Raw genomic sequence first — 24580 nt, forward strand, 5'->3', positions numbered from 1 at the left:
CAGAATGCGATGATCGCGTTCGCGCGCGGACGCATCGCCGATATTCGTAAAGCGCCATCTGTGCGGAACGGGGCAGGCTGAAACCGGGGGCGCGGGCCTAACCATCCACGGCAAGACCGGACCGGCCGAGCCGACCTCGTTTCTCTACGATCCCTCCTTCGCCCTGATCGCCCGAGGCTCGAAGCGAGTCGTGCTGGGAAGGGAATGCTATGTCTACGACGAATCGCACTTCCTGCTGACCGCAGTCGGACTTCCGACCATCGTCCAGGTTCTGAATGCCTCAAGATCGGAGCCTTACTACTCGATCAAGCTGAATATCGATCTGGAATTGGCGCGCGAGCTCATCTCCGAGGTCGCCCAATCCGGCGCGGAAACGAAGCTCGCCGGTACGGGCATGGCGATTGGCCCTGTTACTCACTCCCTAGCTCTGGCGACCATGCGTCTGACGGAACTTCTCGACAGCCCGCAGGACATCCCCATCCTTGCGCGTTCGCTGCAAAGGGAAATCCTCTATCACGTCCAGACGAGCCCGATCGGTATCCGCCTTCGTCAGGCGGTCCAGTTCGGAACACGCACGAACCGTGTCGCTACCGCAATTCGCTGGATCCGTGAGAATTTCACGGAAGCTCTGAAGATCGACGAACTTGCGGCGATGGCGGGTATGGGGGAATCGACCCTGCACCATCATTTCCGCGCGATCACCGCGATGAGCCCGCTCCAATTCCAGAAGCATCTTCGACTGCACGAGGCGCGGCGGCTGATGGTGAATGATCGGATAGACGCCAGCATGGCCGCCTTCAGAGTCGGCTACGAGAGCGCGACCCAGTTCAATCGAGAGTACGGCCGTTTATTCGGCGCGCCTCCGAAGCGCGATGTGACGATGATCCTCTCCCGGACCGTGCCCTCCGAGCCGCCTGCTGCGTCGCCTTAAGACCGCCGTCGAACAGATAGGGCGGCAAGAGTATAGACCCACTGTAGGGGTGGGCCCGCGACAGTCCGAATCACGCAGAACCTGTTGACCGGAGCTCAACGAATTCTCGAGCAAGCCGCGTCGCGATGAAGTCGACGAAAACGCGCACTTTGGGGAGCGGATAGCGGCTCGCAGGCCAAAGAAGGTTGAGAGATCCGACTTCTTTGCTTTGAGCGGGCAGTACCTCCACGAGAAGGCCGGCCTCAATCTTCCTAAAGACCGCGAAATGCGGAAGGAAGGCGATGCCGCGGCCCTTCTCAGCCAGTTCAAGCAGCGGTCCCATCATATTCGCGGCGATCGTCACGGGGACCGCCGCCGCTTCCAGGACCGATTCAACCGGCCACGGCATCAGCCGTCCTGTTTCGGGGTAACGATGACGGAGGCAGCGATGCCCGGCAAGGTCGCTCGCCGCCATGGGGGCGCCGTACGTGCCGACATAGTCCGGTGAAGCGACGAACCTCCATTCAAACGTGCCGAGCTTGCGGTGAAGCAATCGGCTGTCCTTGGGCACGCCGGACCGGATGACGGCATCGAAGCCTTCCTCGATGACGTCGACGAAGCGATCATTGATGTCGAGGTCCAGCTCGATGTCCGGATACGCCTCAGTGAACTCCGACACCACGGGCAGGAGGAGCGTTGGCTCGACCGGCAAGCTGATCTTGAGGCGCCCTCGGGGCGCTGCACCGGCGACGGCGAGTTCGGCTTGCGCTGCTTCGACTTCGGCCAGAATCCGCCGACATCGATCAAGGAAGAGCAATCCCTCATCGGTAATTGTAATCGAGCGGGTCGACCGGTGAAACAGCCGCACGCCAAGCTGATCCTCCAGCTTCTGGATGGCCTTGCCGACCGCTGACGGCGTTAAGCCAACGGTTTGGCCGGCCAACTTGAAGCTTCTCTTGTCCGCGGCCTGAACAAAGGCCTGCATCGCGCCGATGCTCTCCACCCTAGAGGCCATAAGCGAAAATCCGTCCGTAGTGAAAAGAATTAAAGAAAATTTTTTGGCATCGTCCCATTTGGTAGTCAAGAGCCAGCACAGACAACAGCAGGCTCGACATGACGGACTTGTTTTCTCCTTTCGACCTATCGGGACTTCTCCTTCCCAACCGCATCTTCATGCCCCCGCTGACTCGCTCTCGCGGGCCGCAGGATGCCGCCACCGAGCAAGTGGCCCTCTACTACGCGCAGAGGGCGACCGCCGGGCTTATCATTTCGGAAGGCTCGCCGATTTCGATCGAAGGCCAGGGCTACTTCTACAATCCCGGCATCTTTACGCCTGAGCAGGTCGCGGGCTGGCGGCTGGTGACGGACTCCGTCCACAGCGTCGGCGGCAGGATGTTCATCCAGCTCTGGCACGTCGGCCGGATCTCGCACACCTCCATCCAGGCCAATGGCGCCGAGCCGGTGAGTTCGACGGATCGCATGGCCGAAGGTTCGATGGCGTTCGGCCGCGACGAACACGGGCAGATCGGGTTTGTTCCGGCATCGCGGCCACGTGCTCTGGCGACCGAAGAGATCGGCCGGGTTGTTGCCGACTTCGTGCAAGCCGCGCGCAACGCAATGGAGGCCGGTTTCGACGGCGTCGAGCTGCACGCCGCCAATGGCTATTTGTTCGACCAATTCCTCAATCCCCTGATCAACGATCGCAGCGACCGTTATGGCGCGGCCACGATGGAAGGGCGGTTGCGCTTCACACTTGAAGTTGTCGAGGCTGTCGGCAAGGCGATCGGCCCAAGCAAAGTCGGCATCCGCCTGACCCCCTATGGGGTGATCGGTTCGGTGCCGCTGTTCGAGGATGCCGAGAAAACCTATCTGGCGCTAGGCAAGGCCCTCGGCGAGCGGCGCATCGCCTATTTCCATGTGATGGATCAGACAGGCTTCTTCAACACGCCCGTCGGTCAGAAGCCGACCAGCGATCTTATCAAAGAGCTGCTGATCAAGTGGCGCTCCGTTGCGCCGAATACAGCAATCCTGCTTGACGGCGGCCTGACCAAGGCGCGGGCGAACGAACTGATCACCAACGGCGTCATCGATCTGGCAGGGTTTGGCCAGGCCTTTATCGCGAACCCGGACCTGGTCGCCCGGCTTCGCAACGACTGGCCGCTCAATCCCGCTGACCGAGCCACCTACTACACGGGCGGCAGCAAGGGTTACGTCGACTATCCGCCATACCGATCTGAGGCCCAGAGCGCCGGGACGCGACGAAGCGTTTCGCTGACGCTCGGCTCCGATGGAGCCACGTCATTGGCGATAGGCGTCTCTGGACATGCGTCGTGGAGGGGATCTCAAACCTGACCCTCTGCCCCGTCGTGCGGAGGAGGCGCCCGCCGGACGAGGGTGATGCTCAGAGCCACGCCGCCAGTGAGACAGAAGGCGATGCAAAGGATGGCGACGATGAGCGCCTGCGTGATGGCGGCCGGATCGGTTCGCGCGCCCAGCATCTGGTAGAAGATCCCACCGATCACGGCGACGCTGAGGGCGGTGCTGACTTGGAGAGTCGAGCTGGCGATGCCGGCGATCATGCCGGAAAAGGCCGGCGCGACCCGGCCTGTCACCATCCGCATCAAAGTGGGCAGCGCGAGCCCTTGCCCGAAGCCGATGACAAACAGGTGGGCGGCAAGCGGCATCGATGCGGGATGCACGCCGGTCAGTGTCGCCGCGATGAGCCCGGCGAGGCCCAGAAACCCGACAACCTCCAGCCCCATGCCGATCGGATTAACAAAGGCGCCGCAGAACCGTCGGAGAAAGGGCGTCGAGAGCGGCCCGAGCAGGAATCCGGCACCAAACGGCAGGAAGACGAGGCCCGCCTGCAGCGCGGTCACATGCAGCGCGTCCTGCAGATAGACAGAGAACAGCTGGAAAAAGCTGCCGATCGAGTAGAACAACAGCGCGATCAGCAGCGCGTGGCCCAGTCCCGGTGCCCGCAAGGCGCCCGGGTCGAGTAGGGGGGTACCTCCCGCTTGTGCAAGCCGGCTCTCATGGCGCCAGAAGAGCCACGCCAGCAGCGGCACCCCGACGAGTGACAGCCAGGACCAGAGCGGCCACCCAGCTTCGCGCCCCTCGATCAGCGGCACGAGCAGCGCACCGAGCGTCAGCATCGACAGCGCCATGCCGCCGAGATCCAGCCGGCGTGCGTCGCGCGCGCGCGTCTCTTTCAGCAGAGGAATGCCGAACATGAGGACGAGCATCGCCACCGGCAGGTTGAATAGGAAGATCGCCCGCCACCCCAGCCCCATGAGATCCAGCGATATCAGGAGGCCGCCCAACGCCTGCCCGATCACCGCGGCTAGGCCGAAGACCGCACCATAGATGCCGAGGGCGAGCGGCTTCTCCCTCTCCGGGAAAATAACCTGCACCGAAGCGAGCGCCTGCGGCGCCATCACGGCGGCCGTTACGCCCTGCAAGGCGCGCCCGGCGACCAGCACCCAGGGCGACCAGGCGAAGCCGCACAGCGTCGAGGCGGCGGCAAAGCCGATCAGGCCAAGGAAGAACACGCGGCCGCGACCGAACAGATCGCCAAGCCGCCCGCCGGTCGTCAGCGTCACGGCATAGAGCGCGGCATAGGAAGCAATGACGAGTTGCTCGGCAGAGGAGGAGGCGCCCAATTCCCCCCGGATCGAGGGAAGCGCAACGTTGACGATGAAGAAGTCGAGCGGCGGCAGGAACGCGCCGACCAGCAGGATCACGAACATCGTCCAGCGCCGCGGCTCGAGCAGGGCGTCACCGTCCCGGACGCTAACGGCCGCAAGGGCCGCGGCTTCACATGTTGTCGCGCGCATGAGTGTGTTTCCGTTCCTGAACCTAAACGTCGCCGCCGCCGATCAATTCGGGCCGCCCTATCCGGTGCCGACTGCCGCACCCATCCGGGCATGGGCCGGCGCAGGCACCGGCAGCCCGCGCTGGCGGCAGCACCCTCGGCCATGGCCCAATGGCCGAGGCGATCATCACGTTGAAGAGAGCCTGGCTGTCTTTGCCGCGGGCGTTTAGCCGCCTGTCGGCCAGCCTCCCGCGGGTCGACCGGGTCGGTTCCCCTCAGCCGTTCGCCGTGGCCGCCGCGTTGTCGCTGAGCGGCGTCGCCAGACTGCGCTGCGGCCTAACGGTGGTGACGAGATCGACGTCGGCCATCACGCGCGCCGTTTCCGGCGAGGCCAACGCCGCCTTCATGGCCGCCTCGTCTCGAAAGATGCAGGTCGCGATCGCGATCAGGCCGCCGCCGTCTCCCTGCGGGAAAAAGCCGGCGAGGCTTTCAAGCCCATAGGGGCCCCAGCATTCGCGCACGAGCGGGAAATGGACGTTGATCCAGTGTTCGCGGTCGAAGGGCGTGTCGGCATCGCCGGCATAGGTCACGTACATGGTGGTCACGGCGGGGTTCCTAGTCGTGCGTGTCGAAATCGGTCGCGATGGAGATGTCGCGCCAGGCGGCGATGTCGGCGCGGAAGGAGTCCAGCTTCTGCTCCGCTATCGCGTGGGCGCGCGGCCCGATCGGGAGGTGCAGCGGCGGATGCTCTGCATCGACGGCTTGCAGCATCACGGCGACGGCTTTAGTCGGGTCGCCAGCCTGCCGGCCATTGTTGGTCTGGCGGTAATGGCGTCTCGCCGGCACCGTCTCGGCGTAAGCGGCGATCTCCCGCGCCCCGGTGATCATCGAGCGACCGAGAAACTCGGTGCGGAAGGGGCCGGGCTCGACGATGATCACGTGCACGCCGAGCGGACGAAGCTCCTGTGCGAGCGCTTCAGAGAGGCCTTCGACGGCAAACTTGCTCGCATTGTAGAAGCCGAAACCCGCCGAGCCGGCGATCCCGGCACCAGAGGAGAGATTGACGATGCGGGCTCCGGCACGCTTGCGCAGCGCCGGCAGAGCGGCCCGGGTCGTCTCGATCAGGCCGAAGACGTTCACCTCGAACATCGGCCGATATTCGTCGGGCTCTCCCTCTTCGATCGCGCCGATGAAGCCGAAGCCGGCATTGTTGACGAGGACGTCGAGACCGCCGAACGCGCGCTCAGCCAACGCCACGGCATTAGCGGCGTCGCCGGCGCGGGTGACGTCCAGCGCAATGCAGCGCACCGTCTCGGGATAGCGTTCGCACAGCGATTTCAAGCTATCCGTCGATCGGGCGGTGGCGACGAGGCTATCACCTCGTGCGGCTACGGCCTCAGCCAGTTGCCGGCCGAGGCCCGACGAGCATCCTGTGATCAGCCAAGTCTTCATCACATTCTCCTTCATCGCAATCGGGCGCCGCGGAAGTTGAAGCAATCAACAGCCGGTGCGCTTGGCACCCGTGGGATGAGGCGAATGTAGGTGATTGGATTTGTTCGAGAACTGACACTATCGTATGTTCGCCGTTCATATTTGTGGGGGTAACGATGGAGTGGAGTGACGTTCGGGTTTTTCTGGCCATAGCCCGTACCGGCACACTGGGCGCTGCCGCCCGCGCGCTTCATCTGAGCCATCCCACGGTCGGACGCCGCCTTCGGGCTCTTGAACAAGCCACCGGCCACACGCTGTTTCAGCGAACGGCCGACGGTTTCATTCCGACCGAAGAAGGCAACGCCGTCATCGCTCTGGCCGAGCAGATGGAGGAGGGCGCCCTGGCCATCGAACGGCGGCTGGCCGGTCAGGAGCAAAATCTTCAAGGGACCTTGCGCATATCGTCTGCCGACTGGTTTGGCGCCTATGTCCTGCCGCCGATCATCGACGATTATGCGAAGGCCTATCCGCACGTTGATCTGGAAATTCTCACCGGCACCCGCCTGTTTAGCCTCGCTCAGCGGGAGGCCGATATCGCTTTCCGGATTGTGCCGTTCGACAACCCCGATGTCGTGCAGCGACGACTGGTCCGTCTTCCTTATGGCGTCTACGTCGCGGCAGGCGCACCCGAGCCGGTGTATGGTGATGGAGCCGGCTTCCGGCTCATCACCCACGACACGTCGACCGGCCAGTTTCCGGATATTGCCTGGCTCACCGAGAGCTTTCCGAACGCGAAGCCGCTCCTCCGGTCGAACAATCGGAACGTGCAGGGGCGGATGTGCCGCCAGGGCATCGGCATCGCCGTCCTGCCACAGGTGGTCGGAAGTCAGATCGTCGGTCTTCGCCAGCTCGATCTGCCGGCAGAGCCACCCTCACGGGATATCTGGATGGGCTATCACCGGGACATCCGGCGCCTTCAGAGGCTGCGGGCCTTCATAACCGTCGTGACCGATCATATTGCGAAGATACCATTCCAACTATGAACGCTGCAGTCGGCACTTAATTGTTAGCGCTAGAATTGGAAGCTCGTTGCGGCGAGGACGAATGGACGGTTTGGGGGGAGGCTGTGTGAGAACTCACTGTGGCTGGGTCGCGCGGTTTGTTGCCGTGGCGCGCGATAGCTCGGTTCACCCGGTTATCGCTTTGAGGGTCGATGCAACGCCGGCGACGGCGACGACGCGCTTGATGTTGTAGGCCAGGATCGCCAGGCTGGCTTCAGTGGAGACGTTCTTGAGGCCACGGGTTCGGAAGTGGGTGGCGCCCATCCATCCTTTTATGGTGCCGAAGACGTGCTCGACCGTGCAGCGGCGGACCGCCATGGCTTCGGGCGTCGCTTGAAGCCTGCGCTCCATGGCATCGAGCACCGCTTCGTGCTCCCATCGTCGGATGCGCTTCTCTTTGCCGGCCGTGCACAGCGCACGGGATGCGCAGGCACCACAGGCCTTTTGGTTGAAGTACACGCTTATGAGCTTGCCGCCCTCCACCCTGGCAAAGCGCTTCTGGAGCTGCGCGCCGACTGGGCAGCGGTAGGTGTCGGTCTCAGGCTCATGTACGAACATGGCCTTGCTCCAGAAACCACGCGCCTGAGCCGGTGAGGTATTTGGCTTGGGCACCATCGGGATGATGCCAGCTTCGGCGCAGGCGCGGATCTGCTCGCCCTCATAGTATCCACGATCGGCAAGGACGATCATCTCGGCAGCGCCGATCTCGGCCTGTGCGGCCGTGGCCATCTCAAGCAGATGCGACCGGTCATGGCCGCGGTTCGTCACCGTGGTGGTGACCACGATATGATGCTTGGTATCGACGGCCGCCTGGACGTTGTAGCCGACTACGCCGCGATGGTCGCTCCCGGTCGCCATGGCACGGGCATCCGGATCGGTGAGCGACACCTGCTCATCGGGAGCGGCTTGCAGTTGCTGGCCAATCTCCTCGAGTTCGCGAAGCCGACCACGCAGCGACGCCAGTCGCTCAGTCAGGTGATGGATCCGGGGAGTGGCCGGTCTGGTTTCCGCACTGTCGGCTTCCTCAAGCTCGGCGAGATAGCGCGCGATGCTTTCCTCGACATGGGCCTTCCGGCGCGCCAGCTTGCCCTTGGTGTAGTTCTTCTCGTGCGTGTTCACCGCGCGCAAGCGTGACCCGTCGATTGCGACCATGCCGCCACCGACAAGACCCAGTGCACGACAGATGGCGACGAAGCGCCGGCACGCGATCTGGATCGCGCTGGCATTGTCATGGCGGAAGTCCGCGATCGTCTTGAAGTCGGGTGCCAGCTTGCCGGTCAGCCACATCAGTTCGATGTTGCGGCCCGCCTCGCGCTCCAGCTTCCGGCTCGAGGTCAGCTGATGCAGGTATCCATAGACATAAAGCTTGAGCATCGTGCCCGGCGGGTAGCCGGGCCTGCCGGTCGATGCCGGCTGCACGCGGGCAAAACCGAGCTCGGCAAGATCGAGTTCATCGACAAAGGCATCGATGATGCGGACCGGATTATCCGCATCGACATAGTCCTCCAAAAAAGCGAGCAGAAAGCTCGCCTGATGACGGTCGGCAGCCTCGACAAAACGTCCCATCTGGCACCTCCGAAGCAGTGCCTAAACATAGCAAAGTCAGGGGTTTTCACACAGCCTCGGGCCGGTTGCAGACTGTCGGCTTTTAGGCAGTGGCCACATAAATTTGCGGCCAGGCTCGGAGCATGATTCAACCTCTCCCGATATAGGAGAGAGCGATGCGCCGCCACGAATTGACCGACGAGGAATGGGCGGTCATCGCCCCGTTTTTGCCGAACAAGCCGCGCGGGGTCGCACGGGTAGATGACCGCCGGATGATCAACGGCATTCTCTGGCGGTTCCGCACCGGGGCGCCATGGCGAAACGTTCCGGAGCGCTATGGACCTCGTACAACCCCGTACAACCGTCTCTGGCGGTTCCGCACCGGGGCGCCTTGGCGAAACGTTCCGGAGCGCTATGGACCTCGTACAACCCCGTACAACCGTTTCGTGCGCTGGCGGGCGGCCGGGGTCTGGGACAGGCTGCTGGAAGCGGTCTCGGCCGCCTATGATGGCGACATCGTGATGATCGACGCATCCTGCGTTCGCGTGCACCAGCATGGTGCCGCGATCAAAAAGGGGGCGACGACGATCGTTGCATGGGACGCTCCCGGGGCGGCCTGACCACCAAGGTCCACGCTCTGGTCGATGCTGAAGGCCGGCCGATCCACCTCCTGCTCACCGCCGGGCAGGCGGGCGACGCGCCGGCTGGGCGGGAGTTGCTGGCCCGGCTCGCACGGGGCGGCATCCTCCTCGCCGACAAGGCCTATGACACCGACGCCATCCGCGCCGAGATGGCGGGGCGCGGCGGATTTGCCAATGTGCCACCGCGCACGATCCGCAAGCGTACCTTCGCCTTCAGCCCCCGGCTCTACCGCCAGAGGAACCTCGTCGAGCGCTTCTTCAACAGGATCAAGCAGATGCGGGGCCTCGCCACCCGCTACGACCGGCGCCCGGACAACTTCCTCGCCGCGCTCAAGCTCGCCGCCGTCCGCATCTGGATCAACGCATTATGAGTCCGCTGCCTAGCGTCAGGCCAATCAAAGCGGCCGTCGTGGTTGACCGACGCGGAGCCCTGAAGTGACCCATCGCGGGCGTTCGGAATGTGCGTTTCCGGGTCTATTAGAGGTGATGTAGGGCTAACGAAAAATTGTCTCCGGTCAGGCCTCCGCGGCCCTTCAGGGGAGCCGCGTCGATTAGGCATCCGCCTCTGACAACACCGCCAAATCCAGTTCCTTTCGACACGTTGTGCTTCGCCGTTGTACTCCGAATTTGTTTCTCGACCTCGGCCAACTCCTTGCGTGTGGCTGTGAGGTCGATTGCGATCTCATCTTTGGCATGATCAGCCGAGCACTGACCGCTACCTGACCAAGGACCATCACTAGCCGAGGTTACTTCCAAGTGAAAATCCAGGGTCAGGTCTCCACAGAAATCAACGGTCGCAGCGAAAGCCTAATTTTTACTTTTATCAACATTGGCGCGCTAAATTTCGACCTTTCCAGAACCGAACTGGACGCTCGTGCCGGAGCAATTCCTCTGCCCACACTTCCAGAACCGTCCGTGTCGAAGTTGTCGATCACGGCGCGGAGACAAGCGCGACAGGTCAAACGGCAACGTCTGTTTCCGTAAGGTCTACTTGCCTTCTCACACTCTCAGGACGGCGAACTGCTCTGTATCGCCCAGGCGATAAGCCGTGATGTCGGAGGAACAACTTCGAAAATGCGGCCGCGGTCTCATAGCCGACACGGTTCGCAATCCGTGCAATCCCATCGTTGCTTGTTTCGAGTAGAAACGCAGCCTCCGCCATCCGGCGTGCGATCAGATAACGGTACATAGACTCGCCAACGAGCTTGGTGAAGCGAGCCGAAAACGCTGAGCGACCGAGCCCAACGCGATTCCCGAGCTCGCCAAGGGTCCAAGGCCGATCGGGTCGTTCGTGGATCAACTGAAGCGCCGGTCCTATCTGCGGGTCCGCCATCGCCCCCAGCCATCCGCCCTCTCCGGAATCGAGAGACTTGATCCAGCTCCGCAACACCTCGACGAAGAGTATTTCTGTCAGTCGAGAAAGGGCGACGTCCTGGCCGGGGCGCGCGAAGGCCGATTCGCTCACCATGCGTTCCAGAATCGTCTCTAGCCCTCCGCCGCCGTCTGTCGACTTCAGGAGAAGCAGGGGCGGAAGCAATTTCAAAACGCTGCCGCGCGAGGGCCGCTCCACAGTGAAATTGCCGCAGATCATCGCTGAGAGTGGCTGGGCGTTGCCTCCATGACGAACGACGCCGAGGCGCCCGGACGGTCGGTCGAGGTCCAGGATCGCTAAAGGCTTCGCCCGGTGGTCCGAATAAATCAGGTGAGGCTCGCCGCGCGTGACGACAACCAAGTCGCCCTCGACCATGTGTAATTCTCGCCCCTGTTCAAGCACCAGGGTAGCTGAGCCGCGACTGAGATAATGGAACAGGGCGTAGGGACGCGCCGGCAATGCCAGGTTCCATGGATGCCCCAGCTCGAAGTGGAAGAGCAGAGTCCCACCTAGGCGGACGCGATCGAGAACTTGGGCAAGGATGTCCATCTTACGGATCGTAATGTGACGGACGGTCGGACACAATATTCGGACGATTGGGGCCTGACGTCCGAAAACCACCCCTCCCACTTGATCTCAGGTCGACACAACAGGTCGCGCGGCAAGCCATCTCGCAAAACGGCGGATGGAAGAAGCGCGACTTTGCCGACACGCCTGGCCTCCCCAGGACCCGCGTCGCCCATCATCTCAACAGGAGCAATCAATGCGAAATCTTCTCCTCTCGGTCGCCACCATCCTCATGGCCGGAGCAACAGTCGCCGCCCCCGCCCAGTCGGCCGAACTGCCCAAGGGGGCGGCTCACAATATCGTCCTCGTCCACGGTGCTTTCGTCGACCAGACGAGCTGGAAGCCGGTTGCCGATATCCTCACGAAGAAGGGCTACAATGTCACGCTCGTCGCAAACCCGCTGACCTCCCTTGCGGCTGACGTCGACGCCACCGATCAGGCGCTCGCGAAGCAGAACGGCAAGACCGTTCTCGTCGGCCATTCCTGGGGCGGCGTGGTCATCACGGAAGCCGGTGACGATCCCAAGGTCTCGGCGCTCGTCTACGTTTCCGCATTCGCACCCGACGTCGGACAATCGCTGGCGACGCTCGCCAAGAGCGGTCCGGCAACCGAAGGCACTGCGGCAATTCACCCTGACGACAAGGGCAACCTCTACATCGACCCCAAAGTGTTTCCGTCAGCGGTTGCGGCTGACCTTCCCCCGCAGATCGCCGAATCTTTGGCCAACCACCAGCTTCCGTTGAACCACACGGCGTTCGAGGCCCCGGTCGATACGGCCGCCTGGCGCGACAAGCCGACGTTCTACGTGATCAGCACCAAGGACAAGGTGATCGCACCCGAGGCCCAGAAGTTTTTCGCCACCAGAATGAAGGCCCGGACGACGGAAGTCGCCGGCAGTCATGCTTCGCTCGTCGTCCATGCGAAGGAAGTCGCCGCGGTGATCGAAAAGGCCGCGCTCGTCAAGTGACGATACTGCTCCCGGCACCTTCGTGCCGGGAGCATCAGCTTGCTCGGACCTCGGAATGCCCAGGACCGCGAGCGGCTCAGACCTGGCCAGATCGGACCATTTCTACGCCCCCTCAATTATTTCTTGCCAAGCATCCGGAGGATGACATGACTGAACTTGACACCGCGAGCCAGAACGCCGCGACACTAGAAACGGCGCCCACCCGATATATCGAGGGCCAGGGAATCCGCTTCGCCTATCGCCACCTCGGCCCTGCGACCGGAACGCCGCTGGTGCTTCTGCAGCATTTCTCGGGAAATATTGACGCGTGGGGACCCCGCCGTCGTCAACGCCCTTGCTGCCCATCGCCCTGTCATCGCCTTCGACAACGCGGGAGTCGGTCGGTCGACCGGTGAAACGCCCGACAACGTCGCGGCGATGGCACGCGACGCGGTCGACTTCATCAACCTGCTCGGCCTCACCGAGGTCGACCTGCTGGGCTTTTCCCTCGGCGGCTTCATCGCCCAGCAGATCGCTGCCGAGCACGGGCCGCTGGTCCGAAAGCTCATCCTCGCCGGCACAGCGCCGAGGGGCGGAGAGGAACACCTGTTGGCGGTTCTCCAGGAGGCGTTTTCCGATACCGATGCGCCGGATCCCCGCCTGCCGCTATTCTTCACGAAGTCATCCGACAGCCGGTCGTCCGGCCTGGAATTCCTTAAGCGGACGAAGATGCGCAAGGACGATCGGGACACCGATAGCGGCAGCGCGGTAACCGATCCGCAGGCCAAGGCGGTGATCACCTGGTGCGCTACACCCGATCCCGAGCACGCCATTCTGCGGGCCATCCGCCAGCCAACCCTTGTGGTCAGCGGCAGCCACGACACCATGCTGCCGGCTGACAATGCCTACGTAATGTTCAAGGCTCTCAGCAACGCTCAGTTGGTTCTTTATCCCGATTCAGGACACGGCGCCCTTTTCCAGCACCACGAGTTGTTTGTCAGCCAGGTCCGGACCTTTCTGGAAGCGTAGTCGGCTGTAATACCCGCATGATCGGTCGCACCTTTATGCATGAAAACTGCTACGGAGAAGGAAATGGCAGTCGCAAACGTCGGGGCTGAGCGTTTCAGCCTCACTTGTTCGAAACCCTTCGACGCCGTTGTGGCCGCGCTGAAGTCGGCGGTCGGGCAGCCTGGCATGGTCGAGTTTTTCAAGGCGACGAAGGCTACAAGGTCCTTCGCTGATTTGGAACGCATTGTGGAAACCGGCCTGGGCCGCACAGGTCTAATGCTCTTTGCGGAGTTCGACCTGGGCGCCAGTCTGCGCCGTGAAACGGGACCCGACGCTCCCAAGAGCACGCGGTTTTTGGTGGGCAATCCGCTCATTATGAAAGAAATGGTCAAGCACGTTCCAGATGCTGGATCTTACGCTCCAGTCACAGTCCTCATTGATGAGCGTCCAGATGGCGCGCATCTCTCCTATGACAGAATGGAGAGTTATCTGGCGCATTATGGCAATTCGGACGCACCTGCCGTCGCGCGCAATCTCGATGCGAAAATTGTAGGATTGCTGCGCGAATGCGCTGGCTAAACTCTCCTGATGAAACTTCGGGTCATTGCCAAGTTGGAGGTTCTGTTCCAACGGACTCCAGGTCGTGCACGACCCAGGTCCGGGTCGCGCCCGGTTGAGGTTTGAGCGGCGGAACGGCATTACTCAATAACGGTCGTTCGAGCTGCAAAGCTCAACCTGCGACAGATAATCAACGTCATCGGCATCGCCGCGTAGCTCTGCTGACCATTTCCAAATACCGGAAACTCCAAGATTGTAGCTTATTAGGCTGGCTGCAGGTGGGGTTACCGGTCCAGTGATGCCGTGAGGGTAGGTTCGGCTTCTTCGAAATATTCACCCGTGAGCGTAAACGGCTCATTTTCGGCTGCCGCGCCGACTTCGTGACCTTAGCGTAGTTATTATTAATCTAGTAGCGTGATTGATATTTACGTATAGTAATGAATCCGTTGATAATAATGAATCATATCTTTGTATGAGACAGTAAACGTACGTATTATTTCATCATGAGTCGATCCTGATTAAAAATGAAGTTAAATTAGTCTCCTTATATGGGCTAATAAAAATGTCAATTATTTCTAATTTGAATAGCCATTACATGGTATAGTTTTTTATTATTATAAATCTGCAATCGAGCTTCGCCTGCATGGTCGGGTCGGAAGCCTCATGGCGAGATCACGGTCATGCTCACAGTGACAAAGTCATCACATTCTGCGCCGAACCTACGAACCATCGGACGACCACTTCCTCTGGCCGGCGAGAATGAATTGCCCAGTCTGCTTTCGCTCGCCACGGCGGTTCCCCCACATGTGCTTAAGCAGCCGGATGTCGCGGCGACCATGCATCAGTTCTTTTCCGAGATTTTCAGCCGGTCCGAAACAATGACCGGCATATTCGCCAGCACCGGGATCAAGAAGCGCCATGCGGCGCGTCCGCTCGACTGGTACCTTGAGCCTCGGGGTTGGCCAGAGCGCACGGAAGTCTACATGGAGGTCGGCGCAGACCTGTTCGTCGAGGTGGCGAACAAGGCGCTGGCTGCTGCAGGCTGCTCAGCCGATGATGTCGATGCCGTGGTGTTTATCTCCACCAGCGGGATAGCAACGCCGAGCCTCGACGCGGTTGTCCACGCCCGAATGGGCTTTCGCGCCGACATCGAACGCGTCCCGGTATTTGGGCTAGGCTGCGCCGGCGGCGTCACCGGGCTCGCTATCGCCTCGCGCCTCGCGCAGGCCCGCCCGGGCTCGACGGTGCTGATGGTGACGGTTGAGTTGAGCTCGCTCGCCTTCCGTCTCGATCGGCCGGACAAGGCCCATCTGATCTCCACCGCCCTGTTTGGCGACGGTGCAGCCGCCTGCGTGCTGCGCACCGGGGAGCACGGGCTTGCCCTCATCGAAGGGGCCGGCGAGCATCTGTGGCCCGGCACGCTCGGCATCATGGGCTGGAGCATGGATCCCGTGAGCTTCGGCGTAATTCTGGAGCCCAACGTGCCGTCCTTTGCCGCGACGAACCTCAGGCCTGCCATCACTAGTATTCTCGGGCGCATGGGGCTCGCCCCCGAAGAGATCGGACGGTTTGTCTGCCATCCCGGCGGGACCAAGGTCGTGGCCGCCATCGAACGTGCGTTCAACCTCGATCAAGGCTCGCTCGATCATGAGCGCGGCGTGCTCGCTGATTTCGGCAACATGTCGGCACCGACGGTGCTGTTCATCCTCGAGCGGGTGATTGCCCAGGGCCTGCCGGAGCGCGCCACCTTGGTGACGATGGGACCGGGATTCACCGCCTCCTGCGTCTCCCTCGCCCAGACAGCATGAGCGGGGACAGACATGGAAGCCCTCCTCATTCTGAGCCTCGTCACAGCGCAGCGGCTCAGTGAGCTTGTGTTGTCAAACTACAACACGACGCGGCTGCTCTCACAGGGCGCGCAGGAAGCAGCCGCCGAGCACTATCCCTACATGGTCGCGCTGCATGCGCTGTGGCTGGCTGGCCTGTGGTGGCTGGCGCCGGGGCGGCCGGTAAGCCTTGTGCTGCTCGTCGTCTACGTCCTGCTGCAAGTCCTCCGGGGCTGGGTGCTGGCTTCTCTTGGACGGCGCTGGACCACCCGCATCATCGTCCTGCCTCACGCTTCCCTGGTGCAGCGGGGGCCGTACCGCTTCCTGTCGCATCCCAACTATGTCGTCGTTGCGGCCGAGATCGCCGTTCTGCCGCTAGTGTTTGGTCTCGTCGGCTACGCGCTCGTGTTTTCGGTGCTGAACGCGATCATGCTCTATGTCCGCATCCGTGCCGAAAACGCTGCTTTGGGTATCGGCACGTGCAGCGTGTCGACATGAGCCCGGCGCGACCATCACTTGTTCTAGCTCCATCCCACCCGGTGCTGATGCGGACATGGGTCGGCTTCGCCGCCATGTGTCTCGGCATGTTTATGGCGGTGCTGGACATCCAGGTGGTCGCGACGTCGCTGCCGGCAATCCGCGACGCGCTCGGCATACCCGCCGAGTCGATGAGCTGGATACAGACGGCCTATCTTATTGCCGAGGTGATCGCGATCCCGCTGACCGGCCTGCTGACCCGCGCCCTCGGCATGCGGGTGCTGTTCGCCATCGCCGTCAGCGCCTTCACGCTCGCCTCCATCGGCTGCGCGGCGAGCACAGGTTTCGTACCGCTTATCGCGGCGCGGGTGGCGCAGGGATTCTTTGGCGGCATGCTGATCCCGCTGGTGTTCTCTGCGGTGTTTCTGCTGTTTCCGTTCCGGCTTCAGGGCTTCGCGACCACGCTTGCCGGCATGCTGGCGGTGCTGGCGCCAACGGTCGGGCCCATTGTCGGCGGATGGATCACCCAAACCACATCGTGGCACTGGCTATTCCTCGTCAATGTCGCTCCCGGGATCCTCGCCTGCGCACTCGGGCTGACCGTGTTGGCGCGGGACGTCGGCGATCGCGCCCTGCTGCGCTCGCTGGACCTCGCCGGCCTCGCCCTGCTGGCCGTCTGCCTCGCAAGTCTGCAGATAGCGCTGAAGGACGCTCCCCACCGCGGCTGGCTTGCGATGCCGGTTCTGGCGTTGCTTGCCGCCAGCCTGATCGCCGGCACAATGTTTGTGCGGCACATGGTCGCCAGCGCCGAACCCATCGTCCAGTTGCGGACCTTTCACGACCGGGGCTTTGCCATCGGCTGCGCGCTCAGCTTCATTCTCGGCATGGGACTATACGGGTCTGTGTATCTGATGCCGGTATTCCTAGGCTTCGTGCGCGAGCATGGGCCACTGGCGATCGGTACGGTAATGCTTGTCACCGGCGTCACCCAACTTGTCACTTCGCCCATTGCCGTTGAGCTGGAACGACGCGGCAACGCGCGCCTGCTCACCCTTGCCGGGTTTGCGCTGTTCGGCATCGGCCTGGGCATGAGCGGGTTCGCGACCCGCGAGACCGATTTTGACGGCATGTTCTGGCCGCAGATCGTGCGCGGCGGTGCGATCATGCTCTGCCTGTTGCCGCCGACCCGCCTCGCCCTAGGGAATCTGGCGCCTGAGGCAGTGCCGGATGCCAGCGGCCTGTTCAACCTTATGCGCAATCTTGGCGGCGCCATCGGCATCGCGCTGATCGATACGGTGATGTTTGGGCGCGCGCCCGTTTACGCTGAGGCGCTCAAGCAGCGGCTGCTGGCGGGCGATATTTCGGCCGCCGACATCGTCGGGTTACCGCCCAATGCCTTGAGCGGAGCCATCAAGGTGCCACTCGATCCGGCCATAGAGGCGTTCGTGCGGCCCTTGGTGGAAAAGGCGGCATTGGTCCAGTCCATCAACGAAGCATGGCTCATGCTTGCCGGTGCCATGCTACTCGGTTGCGGTCTGGTCCTGCTGGTGCCATCTCGCCCTTTGTCAATGAAATAAGCGGGTTGCCTTCTGGCGGCAGCCTGGTCGGCCCTAATCAGGGGATAGCCAACGCTATTCGGATGGAACAGCACGGCATTCTATTGAGAACGCGGGAGAAGGTCCAAGAACGAATCCAACCGGGCGCTTGCTGTTGAAGGTTAGCTAATGCGGCCTGGGTGGATGTCCGCACCTGGCGCTCCCCGTCCATGGATTGCCTACGCCGCCGCGTCCCAATCCGGCGCGAAGGGCGGGCGCACGAAGCGCTGGTCCTTCGGGAGCGCAGCAATGGCGGCGCGGTCCTCGTCGTCGAGCCGAATGGCGAGGGCATCGAGATTGGCCCTCTGGCTCTCAGGGCGGGCGGCCTTGGGGATAACCGCGACACCGGGCTGGTCCAGCAGCCAGGCGATGGCCATCTGCGCGGCGCTGCAGCCATGCTTGAGGCCCAGCGCGGCCAGCGTCGGATCATTCGCCGCCCGCCCCTGTGCCAGTGGTGCATAGGCGGTCTGCGGAATGCCCTGGCCGCGCAGATAGGTCAGCATCGGCGCCTGCGACAGGAAGGGGTGATACTCGAGCTGCACGCTCGCGATCGGCGCACCGATCTCTTCGACAGCACGACGAAGCATCGGCAGGTTGAAATTGCACACGCCGATCGCCTGCGTGAGACCGCGCTCGCGCAGTGACATCAGCGCGTCCAGCGTCGCCGCCATGTCCATGTCCCGCGAAGGCCAATGGATCATGTAGAGGTCCACATGATCGAGACCGAGCTTGCGCAGGCTGGCGTCGAAGGCCCGATGCAGCGCCTCCGGGCCGAGCTGATCGTGCCAGACCTTGGTGGTGACAAAGAGTTCGTCCCGAGCAACGCAGGAAGCCGCGATGGCGGCGCCGACGGCAGCCTCGTTCTCGTACATCGCCGCCGTATCGATGTGCCGGTAGCCGAGCGCGAGCGCACTCTCGACCACGGGTTGGGCGTCGGCGCCGGGCATGCGGAAGGTGCCGAAGCCGAGACGGGGGATGGCAACGCCCCGCGTGGTAATGGTCTCCATGATCCTCTCCTATTGATGCTTGCGGAGCTGGAGCTCACGCATCAGCCTTGCCGCGACTGGCCTGCACCATCTCGGCAATGACGCTTTCAATGGTGATGGACCCCTTCCGCGCCGCCCGGCCCTGATCGATAAAGTCGATCCAGCCTTCATTGAAGCCGTCGATCATGCGGATTCTGGGCTGCGGGTTGCGGGTGCCCTGCGCGCGGAAGATCCCTTCCCATGTCTCGCGCGGCACGATCTCGACCGAGACCGGGCGTCCCAACGCAGTGGCGAAGGCGCAGGCGATGTCGTTCGGCGACACGCGGGCGGGACCCTCCAGCTCGACGACCCGCGTTCCGTTCCAGTCCTCGCGCAGCAGCGCGGCGGCGGTGTGGCCGACATCCTGCGTCGCGATCATGGGGAAGGGCTTGTCGGCGGGCTGCAGGAAGCTGCGCAGCACGCCTTCATCGCGCGCAGCGGGGATGTCCCATTGCGCATTCTCCATGAACCAGCCGGGCCGCAGGAAGGTGACCGGCAGGCCGAGTGCGCCCACCGCCTCCTCCAGCAGCGTGCGCTGGGTCAGCAGGTTCTCATGCGGCGCGTCGGCGCCGATGGTCGACAGGCAGACGACCTTGGCGGGGCGAGCCTCTGTAAGGGCCTGCGTCACCGCCTCTATGACGCGCCGTGCTTCGGGAAAGCCGGGCTCCGGGTCGAACTCGGACGGGGGCAGGATGAAGACGCCCTCCGCATCCTTGAAGGCGGCGGCAAGGCTTGTCGCGTCATTCATCTCGGCGATGGCGGCGGCGCAGCCTCTGGCGCGCCACTCGGCGGCCTTGGCCTCGTCGCGCAGCAGGGCCCGCACGGGCAGGTTCTCGGCGAGCAGGCTGCGCGCCAGTGCGCCGCCGACCTTGCCGGTGATTCCGGTGATGGCATACATGGTGGTTCTCCAGTGGAATTGGGGATCGCGCGGCTCAGGCGAGGCCGGCATAGAGTTCGCGCTCGAACGCGCCGTAGAGCGCGACCACCCACTCGTCGTAAAACGGCAGCACCTGCGTGAAGAGCGCACCGGTGACGTGCTTCACCGGGTCGATCCAGAAATAGCAATTGAGCAGGCCGGCCCAGGAGACGCTGCCGGCGGAACGCCCGTTCGGGCCCGGCTCAGTGTTGATGTCGAAGGACAGGCCCCATTTGTGCGGCTGGCCGGGAAACTGGTCGAAGCTACGCGAGTAGGCCGGATGCGCCGAGCGCATCTCGTGAACGTTCAGTTCGCCGATCTGGTTCTGCATCATCAGCGCCACCGTCTCCGGCCGCAGGATGCGCACGCCGCCCACTGCGCCGCCGTTCAGAAGGGCCTGCAGGAAGGTCATGTAGTCGCGCGGGGTCGAGAAGGCGCCGCCGCCGCCCATGAAGAATTCGGGCCGCTGCGGCATCGCGAACGGACCGGGCTCCAGCCCGCCATCGGCGCGGCGGCTGTGGAAGGTGGCGACGCGCTTCTTCTGCGCACTGCCGATCAGGAAGCCGGAATCCTTCATGCCGAGCGGGCCGAAGATTTTCTCGCGGAAATACACCTCCAGCGCCTGGTCGGAGACCGCCTCGACCAGCTTGCCGACCCAGTCCATGCTGATGCCGTATTCCCACCGCTCGCCCGGGTCGAATTCCAGCGGAGCGGTGAAGGCGGCGTTCTTGCACGTGGCGATGTCCGGCATGCCGGTGACCTGCTCATAGCGGGTCAGCGCTTCGCTCCAGATCGAATAGGTATAGCCGGAGGTGTGGGTCAGCAGGTGGCGCACGGTGATCGCCCGCTTGGCGGGACGAAGGCGCGGCGTGCCGTCGGCAGCGAAGCCTTCCAGGACCTGGGACGCAGCGAGTTCGGGCAGGTACTTCGACGCCTCGTCATCGAGATTGATACGACCCTGCTCGACCAGCTGCATGCAGGCCGTTGCGGTGAAGGCCTTGGTCATCGACAACAGCCAGAACACGGTGTCGACCGTCATCGGCGCACCGGTTGCAGCGTTCGATGTGCCAAAGGCGTCCTCCTAGACGAGACCCGTGCGGGTCGCTGCCATGGCGACGACGCCGGCGACGTCGTTGCGGGAAACGCCGCCGCGCAGGGCGGCATCGATTGCGCCCGCACTCCGTAGCGATGCGGCAGGTCGCGTCGCGGCGAAAGCCGGGCGGGCGGCGTCGAGCGCCAGAAGTCCGCCCAGCAAGCCGCCGCGCTGGAGCACAGTTCTGCGAGTCATCGGGTTCATCACCGGCTCCTTTCGGGGATCGCAAGAACGCGGCCTTTGGCTTGCCCGCGATGGTGTTGCGATCGAGGCGTTCTACGCTGCGCTACCAGGTGATTCACGCGCATTGTTATCAGTGTTATGTTGACTAAGATTCACTTTGATCTGAAGACGGAACGCGCGGGGCATGGTGTTCGACACGCGACTTCTGACCGGAGTGGGCGTCATGGCCGCGGTCACAGAGGCGGGCAACTTTGCCCGCGCCGCCGAAATGCTGGGCCTGACGCCTTCCGGGGTGAGCCGGGCCGTCGCGCGGCTGGAGGCGCGGGTCGGCGTGCGGCTGTTCGACCGCAACCCGCGCGAGGTCAGCCTTACCGAAGAGGGGCGGCGCTTCCACGCGCAGGTGATGCCGCTGCTCGCCGGGCTCGACGAGGCGGCTGCCGAGGCCGCCGGTGCCGCGGCGGTCGTGCGCGGGCGGCTGCGCGTGTCGGTGGACCCGTGGTTCGCGCGGATGGTGCTTGCTTCAAAGCTGCAGCAGTTCCTGCAGCGCCATCCGCTGCTGTCGGTGGATGTCTCCACCAGCAATTACCGCGAGGAGATGATGGCCGGGGTCGACGTGGCGGTGCGCTTCGGTCCGCCGGACGCATCCTCCCTTATCGCCCGCAAGCTGCTGGACACCCGCGTGGTGACGGTGGCCGCACCCGCCTATCTGGAGCGGCACGGGGAGCCGCGTTCACCGCACGACCTCGTTCATCACGAGGCGCTGCTGTTCCGCGATCCGCAGACCGGTCTGCCGTTCCCCTGGGGGTTTCACCGCGACGGCGAGCTCGTCGAGGTCAACGTCTCGAGCCGGCTGGTGCTGGACGATCCGTCGGTCGCAATATCGGCCTGCGTGGCGGGCCAGGGGATCTTTCAGAGCCTCGCCGTGGGTCTTGAACCCCTTCTGTCAGGGGGCGACCTCGTCCAGGTCCTGCCGGAGTGGTCGGAGGAGCTTTATCCGCTCTACGCCTATCATCCCTCGCGTCACCTGCCGCCGGCAAAGGTTCGGGCCTTTCTGGACTTCGTACGGGACACCGCGCTGGACGCCGGGGCGGCGTGAACCAGGGCGGTGCGAATATCGGGTTTCCGGCAAGCTTCGAATGTCTAGAGTTGGCGCAACCATGACCTCCGGAGCGGTAAAGGCCAACGTCTGCTTTCAGGAAATCGCCAATCCGATCTCTACGGCCGAGATGGCGGCGCAAAGCAGACGTCGCTGAAAGGGCAGTCGAGGGGCAGGTATGGGTCAACTCCAGTTGCTCCCCTCCTTCTCTGATCCCCCAACATTCTCCACGATCTCCTGTCGCGGCTGCGGTCCCTTCGCGAGGCGCCGGCCGAGCGCGCGGGTGTAGGCTGCGTAGCGCTCGGAGAGCTTGGCCCGCGTGGCCTGGGCGGCCGGTTCGGGCAGCGCGGGGGTGGTGGCGAGCCAGAAGCGGATGAAAGTGGCGAAGGCCTCGGTCGAGATGCCGAGATCCCGCTCCAGCCGCGCGAGACGGCGATCGATCTGGCCAAGGCGCCGGGCAAGAGCGGCCTCCTGGCGCTCGGCGCTGTCCGGCGACAGGAAGGAGGCGATCGCGGCCTGGGCGATCAGGGACATCGACTGGTCGCGCTGGGCGGCGTATTGCGCGAGCAGGTCCATGACGTCCGGCTCGAGGTACACCGTGATCTGCGCTTTCTTCGTGCGGCCTGCCATGGCGATCAAAGCTCCATGCCGTCGTTGGGATTGAGGCTGACCTGTCGGGCCACGCCTTGCATCAGGCCGGTCATGCGCCGGTTCCGGGCGGCGAAGTCCTCCATGTCGTCGTCGCGATCCGTGTCGAACTCGAACTCGTTCTCGATGGACTGCATGTTCTCGCCCGGCTTCACGCGGCCGAGCTTGGGCTGATGCCGGTGCTCGGAGCCGGTCGGGTCATCGTCTCGACCTTCGTCCGCGGTGCTCCCGCCGGTGCCATCCTGTGGTCTGGCCAACGGCAGCGCGGTCCAATCATCGTGTTGGACGGTCGAACCACGAGAGAGCATTGGTGGCGGCAGGAGCCGGTCCCGGAACCGCGCGTCTTCGTAATAGCGGGCCTTCTTCGCCCGGATCGGCGGGGTGCCGGCGACCATGACGATCTCGTCCGTGGGCGGCAGTTGCATGACTTCGCCGGGGGTGAGCAACGGGCGGGCGGTTTCCGAGCGCGATACCATGAGATGACCCAGCCAAGGCGATAGCCGGTGCCCGGCATAGTTCTTCATCGCCTTCATCTCGGTTGCGGTACCAAGCGCGTCGGAGACGCGTTTGGCGGTGCGCTCGTCGTTGGTGGCGAAGCTCACGCGGACATGGCAGTTGTCGAGGATGGAGTTATTAGGGCCGTAAGCCTTCTCGATCTGGTTCAGCGACTGGGCGATGAGGAAGGCTTTCAATCCATAGACGGCCATGAAGGCGAGGGCGCTCTCGAAGAAGTCTAACCGCCCAGCGCCGGAAACTCGTCGAGCATGAGCAGCAGACGATGGCGTCCGCTCTTGACCTGCAAATCCTCGGTGAGGCGCCGGCCGATCTGGTTGAGAAGCAGGCGGATCAGTGGCTTGGTGCGATTGATGTCGGAGGGCGGCACCACGAGGTAAAGGGTGGTGGGAGCCTTGCCGCCGACGATATCGGCGATGCGCCAGTCGCAGCGCCGCGTCACCTCGGCGATCACCGGATCGCGGTAGAGGCCAAGGAAGGACATGGTTGTGGAGAGCACGCCCGAGCGCTCATCCGCCCCATCATCGATCCGACGGCTACTTTGCACCATGAACATTGGCGACGAGAGGTTTGCCGTCATCTGGGATACGGCTTTGTCGATCCGGAAGATGCGATTGCTTGTGCTGCGGATAGAGCCACCAGGTGGGCGACCGGCACGCTGCCGATAGAAGGATCGCTGGCTTTCGACATTCCGATCCCCCCGGCCCTCGGCGCCAGCGCAAGCATTCGGGAGGGTGCGGGCAACCCTCGCATGGTTCACACCAATCCGGCCTGGGCACCTTGCCTACCGTGCCGTCAAACTGAAGATCGCCTCGCTTCAGCCCGACAGTTTGGAGATCGCAGGCGTTGGGACCTCCACGAGCCAACCGTCCAACAGCCAATCTGAGAGCGGAACGATCGTCCATCGTAGATGGCGTGATGCACGCATCGGCGTGATCGCCAATGGCGCTTCGATCCCGCTTCAAGTTCAGCGAGAAAAAGATCAAGGAACTCCAATCGACGAGGCGATTCCGTTCGGTCTTGCGGTCACGATCGAAATGCCCGGAGCGGCGCAGATCTACCAGCAGGTTCGCGCGAACATTCAAGTCCAGCCGCGCACTTTCGTGCGGGTGCAGGGCTGAGTCCTCACATTTGCATTGCCTTCCATAACACGGCCGCAGAGGATCACTGCAATCGGGACGCGGGGACCCATGAAGATCCCCATGGGGCCATATGAACGCTGGTCGCTGGCCTTCGTATCGGAGCAGATCACCTGCAGCCCTACGGGTACGCGGCCGTCGAAGGGCTCCAGTGCTGCAAAACACGGTCCCCTGTGAATCAGCATTCTGATGCCTTGGGAATCCTGAATGTCGATC

At 63.3% G+C, this 24580-nt stretch carries 21 protein-coding genes and 3 pseudogenes; 12 read left to right on the forward strand and 12 right to left on the reverse strand.

Annotation, left to right across the window (positions count from 1 at the left end; genetic code table 11):
- Nucleotides 1-103: 103 nt before the first annotated feature.
- On the forward strand, nucleotides 104-931 hold the full coding sequence (locus KHC24_RS04610) for an AraC family transcriptional regulator (protein WP_271180667.1): 828 nt from the start codon (nucleotides 104-106) through the stop codon (nucleotides 929-931).
- A 70-nt stretch (nucleotides 932-1001) separates the two neighbouring features.
- On the opposite strand, the gene KHC24_RS04615 is transcribed toward KHC24_RS04610, so the two are convergent.
- Nucleotides 1002-1994 (reverse strand): LysR family transcriptional regulator, encoded by a 993-nt coding sequence (locus KHC24_RS04615; RefSeq protein WP_246546132.1) that lies wholly within the window; start codon nucleotides 1992-1994, stop codon nucleotides 1002-1004.
- A 29-nt stretch (nucleotides 1995-2023) separates the two neighbouring features.
- On the opposite strand from KHC24_RS04615, the gene KHC24_RS04620 reads away from it, so the two are divergent.
- Nucleotides 2024-3262 carry an alkene reductase gene (locus tag KHC24_RS04620; protein WP_213359754.1) on the forward strand — a complete coding sequence of 413 codons (1239 nt, stop codon included), beginning with the start codon at nucleotides 2024-2026 and terminating at the stop codon, nucleotides 3260-3262.
- Here KHC24_RS04620 and KHC24_RS04625 read toward each other — a convergent pair.
- The 3 genes from KHC24_RS04625 to KHC24_RS04635 form a co-directional block, all read right to left on the reverse strand.
- Nucleotides 3253-4746 carry an MFS transporter gene (locus tag KHC24_RS04625; protein ID WP_213359756.1) on the reverse strand — a complete coding sequence of 498 codons (1494 nt, stop codon included), beginning with the start codon at nucleotides 4744-4746 and terminating at the stop codon, nucleotides 3253-3255. The two genes, KHC24_RS04620 and KHC24_RS04625, sit on opposite strands and share 10 nt — an antisense overlap.
- Before the next feature lie 253 nt (nucleotides 4747-4999).
- A complete protein-coding gene (locus tag KHC24_RS04630; protein WP_246546235.1) occupies nucleotides 5000-5320 on the reverse strand; it encodes an EthD family reductase in 321 nt (106 codons plus the stop codon).
- A 19-nt stretch (nucleotides 5321-5339) separates the two neighbouring features.
- Nucleotides 5340-6176, reverse strand: coding sequence for an oxidoreductase (locus KHC24_RS04635; RefSeq protein WP_213359762.1), 837 nt, complete (start codon nucleotides 6174-6176; stop codon nucleotides 5340-5342).
- Nucleotides 6177-6331: 155 nt separating this feature from the next.
- Here KHC24_RS04635 and KHC24_RS04640 point away from each other — a divergent pair, with 155 nt between their 5' ends.
- Nucleotides 6332-7198: a LysR family transcriptional regulator gene (locus tag KHC24_RS04640; RefSeq protein WP_213359763.1), complete on the forward strand. Its 867-nt coding sequence runs from the start codon at nucleotides 6332-6334 to the stop codon at nucleotides 7196-7198.
- A gap of 144 nt (nucleotides 7199-7342) precedes the next feature.
- Here KHC24_RS04640 and KHC24_RS04645 read toward each other — a convergent pair whose 3' ends face one another.
- Nucleotides 7343-8782, reverse strand: coding sequence for an IS1182 family transposase (locus KHC24_RS04645; RefSeq protein ID WP_213359766.1), 1440 nt, complete (start codon nucleotides 8780-8782; stop codon nucleotides 7343-7345).
- 155 nt (nucleotides 8783-8937) lie between these two features.
- Between KHC24_RS04645 and KHC24_RS04650 the strand changes: the two genes are divergently transcribed.
- A protein-coding gene (locus tag KHC24_RS04650; protein WP_373878600.1) for an IS5 family transposase occupies nucleotides 8938-9773 on the forward strand; the annotation gives its coding sequence in 2 pieces (ribosomal slippage) (nucleotides 8938-9340 and nucleotides 9340-9773; 837 coding nt in all).
- A 587-nt stretch (nucleotides 9774-10360) separates the two neighbouring features.
- Here the strand turns inward: KHC24_RS04650 and KHC24_RS04655 are convergent.
- Nucleotides 10361-11323, reverse strand: a complete 963-nt coding sequence (locus tag KHC24_RS04655) for an AraC family transcriptional regulator (protein WP_213359770.1) — start codon at nucleotides 11321-11323, stop codon at nucleotides 10361-10363.
- A gap of 214 nt (nucleotides 11324-11537) precedes the next feature.
- Between KHC24_RS04655 and KHC24_RS04660 the strand changes: the two genes are divergently transcribed.
- From KHC24_RS04660 to KHC24_RS04685, 6 genes and pseudogenes are all read left to right on the forward strand, one after another.
- Complete coding sequence (locus tag KHC24_RS04660) at nucleotides 11538-12308, forward strand: alpha/beta hydrolase (RefSeq protein ID WP_213359771.1); 771 nt, start codon at nucleotides 11538-11540, stop codon at nucleotides 12306-12308.
- Between the two features lie 146 nt (nucleotides 12309-12454).
- Nucleotides 12455-13316: pseudogene (locus KHC24_RS04665) on the forward strand (alpha/beta fold hydrolase).
- Between the two features lie 63 nt (nucleotides 13317-13379).
- Nucleotides 13380-13874: a DUF302 domain-containing protein gene (locus KHC24_RS04670; RefSeq protein WP_213359772.1), complete on the forward strand. Its 495-nt coding sequence runs from the start codon at nucleotides 13380-13382 to the stop codon at nucleotides 13872-13874.
- Between the two features lie 659 nt (nucleotides 13875-14533).
- Nucleotides 14534-15661 carry a type III polyketide synthase gene (locus tag KHC24_RS04675; protein ID WP_213359773.1) on the forward strand — a complete coding sequence of 376 codons (1128 nt, stop codon included), beginning with the start codon at nucleotides 14534-14536 and terminating at the stop codon, nucleotides 15659-15661.
- 12 nt (nucleotides 15662-15673) lie between these two features.
- Entirely contained in the window at nucleotides 15674-16177 is a 504-nt protein-coding gene (locus KHC24_RS04680) for an isoprenylcysteine carboxyl methyltransferase family protein (RefSeq protein ID WP_213359775.1), read from the forward strand.
- Nucleotides 16174-17733, forward strand: coding sequence for a DHA2 family efflux MFS transporter permease subunit (locus tag KHC24_RS04685; RefSeq protein ID WP_213361137.1), 1560 nt, complete (start codon nucleotides 16174-16176; stop codon nucleotides 17731-17733). Before KHC24_RS04680 ends, KHC24_RS04685 begins: the two co-directional genes overlap by 4 nt.
- A 197-nt stretch (nucleotides 17734-17930) precedes the next feature.
- Here the strand turns inward: KHC24_RS04685 and KHC24_RS04690 are convergent, their stop codons facing one another.
- The 4 genes and pseudogenes from KHC24_RS04690 to KHC24_RS25530 form a co-directional block, all read right to left on the reverse strand.
- Nucleotides 17931-18758 carry an aldo/keto reductase gene (locus KHC24_RS04690; protein WP_213359777.1) on the reverse strand — a complete coding sequence of 276 codons (828 nt, stop codon included), beginning with the start codon at nucleotides 18756-18758 and terminating at the stop codon, nucleotides 17931-17933.
- Between the two features lie 34 nt (nucleotides 18759-18792).
- Nucleotides 18793-19674: an NmrA family NAD(P)-binding protein gene (locus KHC24_RS04695; RefSeq protein ID WP_213359779.1), complete on the reverse strand. Its 882-nt coding sequence runs from the start codon at nucleotides 19672-19674 to the stop codon at nucleotides 18793-18795.
- A gap of 34 nt (nucleotides 19675-19708) precedes the next feature.
- Nucleotides 19709-20755: pseudogene (locus KHC24_RS04700) on the reverse strand (serine hydrolase domain-containing protein); the annotation flags it as partial.
- An 18-nt stretch (nucleotides 20756-20773) separates the two neighbouring features.
- Entirely contained in the window at nucleotides 20774-20989 is a 216-nt protein-coding gene (locus tag KHC24_RS25530) for a hypothetical protein (RefSeq protein WP_309299366.1), read from the reverse strand.
- 163 nt (nucleotides 20990-21152) lie between these two features.
- Here KHC24_RS25530 and KHC24_RS04705 point away from each other — a divergent pair, with 163 nt between their 5' ends.
- Nucleotides 21153-22064 carry a LysR family transcriptional regulator gene (locus KHC24_RS04705; protein WP_213359782.1) on the forward strand — a complete coding sequence of 304 codons (912 nt, stop codon included), beginning with the start codon at nucleotides 21153-21155 and terminating at the stop codon, nucleotides 22062-22064.
- A 183-nt stretch (nucleotides 22065-22247) separates the two neighbouring features.
- Here the strand turns inward: KHC24_RS04705 and KHC24_RS04710 are convergent, their stop codons facing one another.
- Nucleotides 22248-22694, reverse strand: a complete 447-nt coding sequence (locus KHC24_RS04710) for a CopG family transcriptional regulator (protein WP_213359786.1) — start codon at nucleotides 22692-22694, stop codon at nucleotides 22248-22250.
- 5 nt (nucleotides 22695-22699) lie between these two features.
- Nucleotides 22700-23814, reverse strand: a pseudogene (locus KHC24_RS04715) (type IV secretory system conjugative DNA transfer family protein); the annotation flags it as partial.
- A gap of 145 nt (nucleotides 23815-23959) precedes the next feature.
- Here KHC24_RS04715 and KHC24_RS04720 point away from each other — a divergent pair.
- Nucleotides 23960-24346, forward strand: a complete 387-nt coding sequence (locus tag KHC24_RS04720) for a hypothetical protein (protein WP_213361400.1) — start codon at nucleotides 23960-23962, stop codon at nucleotides 24344-24346.
- The last annotated feature ends 234 nt before the right edge of the window (nucleotides 24347-24580 follow it).

Origin of the sequence: Ancylobacter defluvii, assembly GCF_018390605.1 — a bacterium.
GTDB classification, from domain to species: domain Bacteria; phylum Pseudomonadota; class Alphaproteobacteria; order Rhizobiales; family Xanthobacteraceae; genus Ancylobacter; species Ancylobacter defluvii.

Bases quoted from the DNA above. Each gene is read 5' to 3' on its own strand.
- KHC24_RS04690 (WP_213359777.1), bottom strand. From the start codon at position 18,758: ATGGAGACCATTACCACGCGGGGCGTTGCCATCCCCCGTCTCGGCTTC.
- KHC24_RS04660 (WP_213359771.1), top strand. From the start codon at position 11,538: ATGCGAAATCTTCTCCTCTCGGTCGCCACCATCCTCATGGCCGGAGCA.
- KHC24_RS04620 (WP_213359754.1), top strand. From the start codon at position 2,024: ATGACGGACTTGTTTTCTCCTTTCGACCTATCGGGACTTCTCCTTCCC.
- KHC24_RS04695 (WP_213359779.1), bottom strand. From the start codon at position 19,674: ATGTATGCCATCACCGGAATCACCGGCAAGGTCGGCGGCGCACTGGCG.
- KHC24_RS25530 (WP_309299366.1), bottom strand. From the start codon at position 20,989: ATGAACCCGATGACTCGCAGAACTGTGCTCCAGCGCGGCGGCTTGCTG.
- KHC24_RS04705 (WP_213359782.1), top strand. From the start codon at position 21,153: ATGGTGTTCGACACGCGACTTCTGACCGGAGTGGGCGTCATGGCCGCG.
- KHC24_RS04680 (WP_213359775.1), top strand. From the start codon at position 15,674: ATGGAAGCCCTCCTCATTCTGAGCCTCGTCACAGCGCAGCGGCTCAGT.
- KHC24_RS04630 (WP_246546235.1), bottom strand. From the start codon at position 5,320: ATGTACGTGACCTATGCCGGCGATGCCGACACGCCCTTCGACCGCGAA.
- KHC24_RS04635 (WP_213359762.1), bottom strand. From the start codon at position 6,176: ATGAAGACTTGGCTGATCACAGGATGCTCGTCGGGCCTCGGCCGGCAA.
- KHC24_RS04710 (WP_213359786.1), bottom strand. From the start codon at position 22,694: ATGGCAGGCCGCACGAAGAAAGCGCAGATCACGGTGTACCTCGAGCCG.
- KHC24_RS04655 (WP_213359770.1), bottom strand. From the start codon at position 11,323: ATGGACATCCTTGCCCAAGTTCTCGATCGCGTCCGCCTAGGTGGGACT.
- KHC24_RS04670 (WP_213359772.1), top strand. From the start codon at position 13,380: ATGGCAGTCGCAAACGTCGGGGCTGAGCGTTTCAGCCTCACTTGTTCG.
- KHC24_RS04640 (WP_213359763.1), top strand. From the start codon at position 6,332: ATGGAGTGGAGTGACGTTCGGGTTTTTCTGGCCATAGCCCGTACCGGC.
- KHC24_RS04685 (WP_213361137.1), top strand. From the start codon at position 16,174: ATGAGCCCGGCGCGACCATCACTTGTTCTAGCTCCATCCCACCCGGTG.
- KHC24_RS04675 (WP_213359773.1), top strand. From the start codon at position 14,534: ATGCTCACAGTGACAAAGTCATCACATTCTGCGCCGAACCTACGAACC.
- KHC24_RS04645 (WP_213359766.1), bottom strand. From the start codon at position 8,782: ATGGGACGTTTTGTCGAGGCTGCCGACCGTCATCAGGCGAGCTTTCTG.
- KHC24_RS04625 (WP_213359756.1), bottom strand. From the start codon at position 4,746: ATGCGCGCGACAACATGTGAAGCCGCGGCCCTTGCGGCCGTTAGCGTC.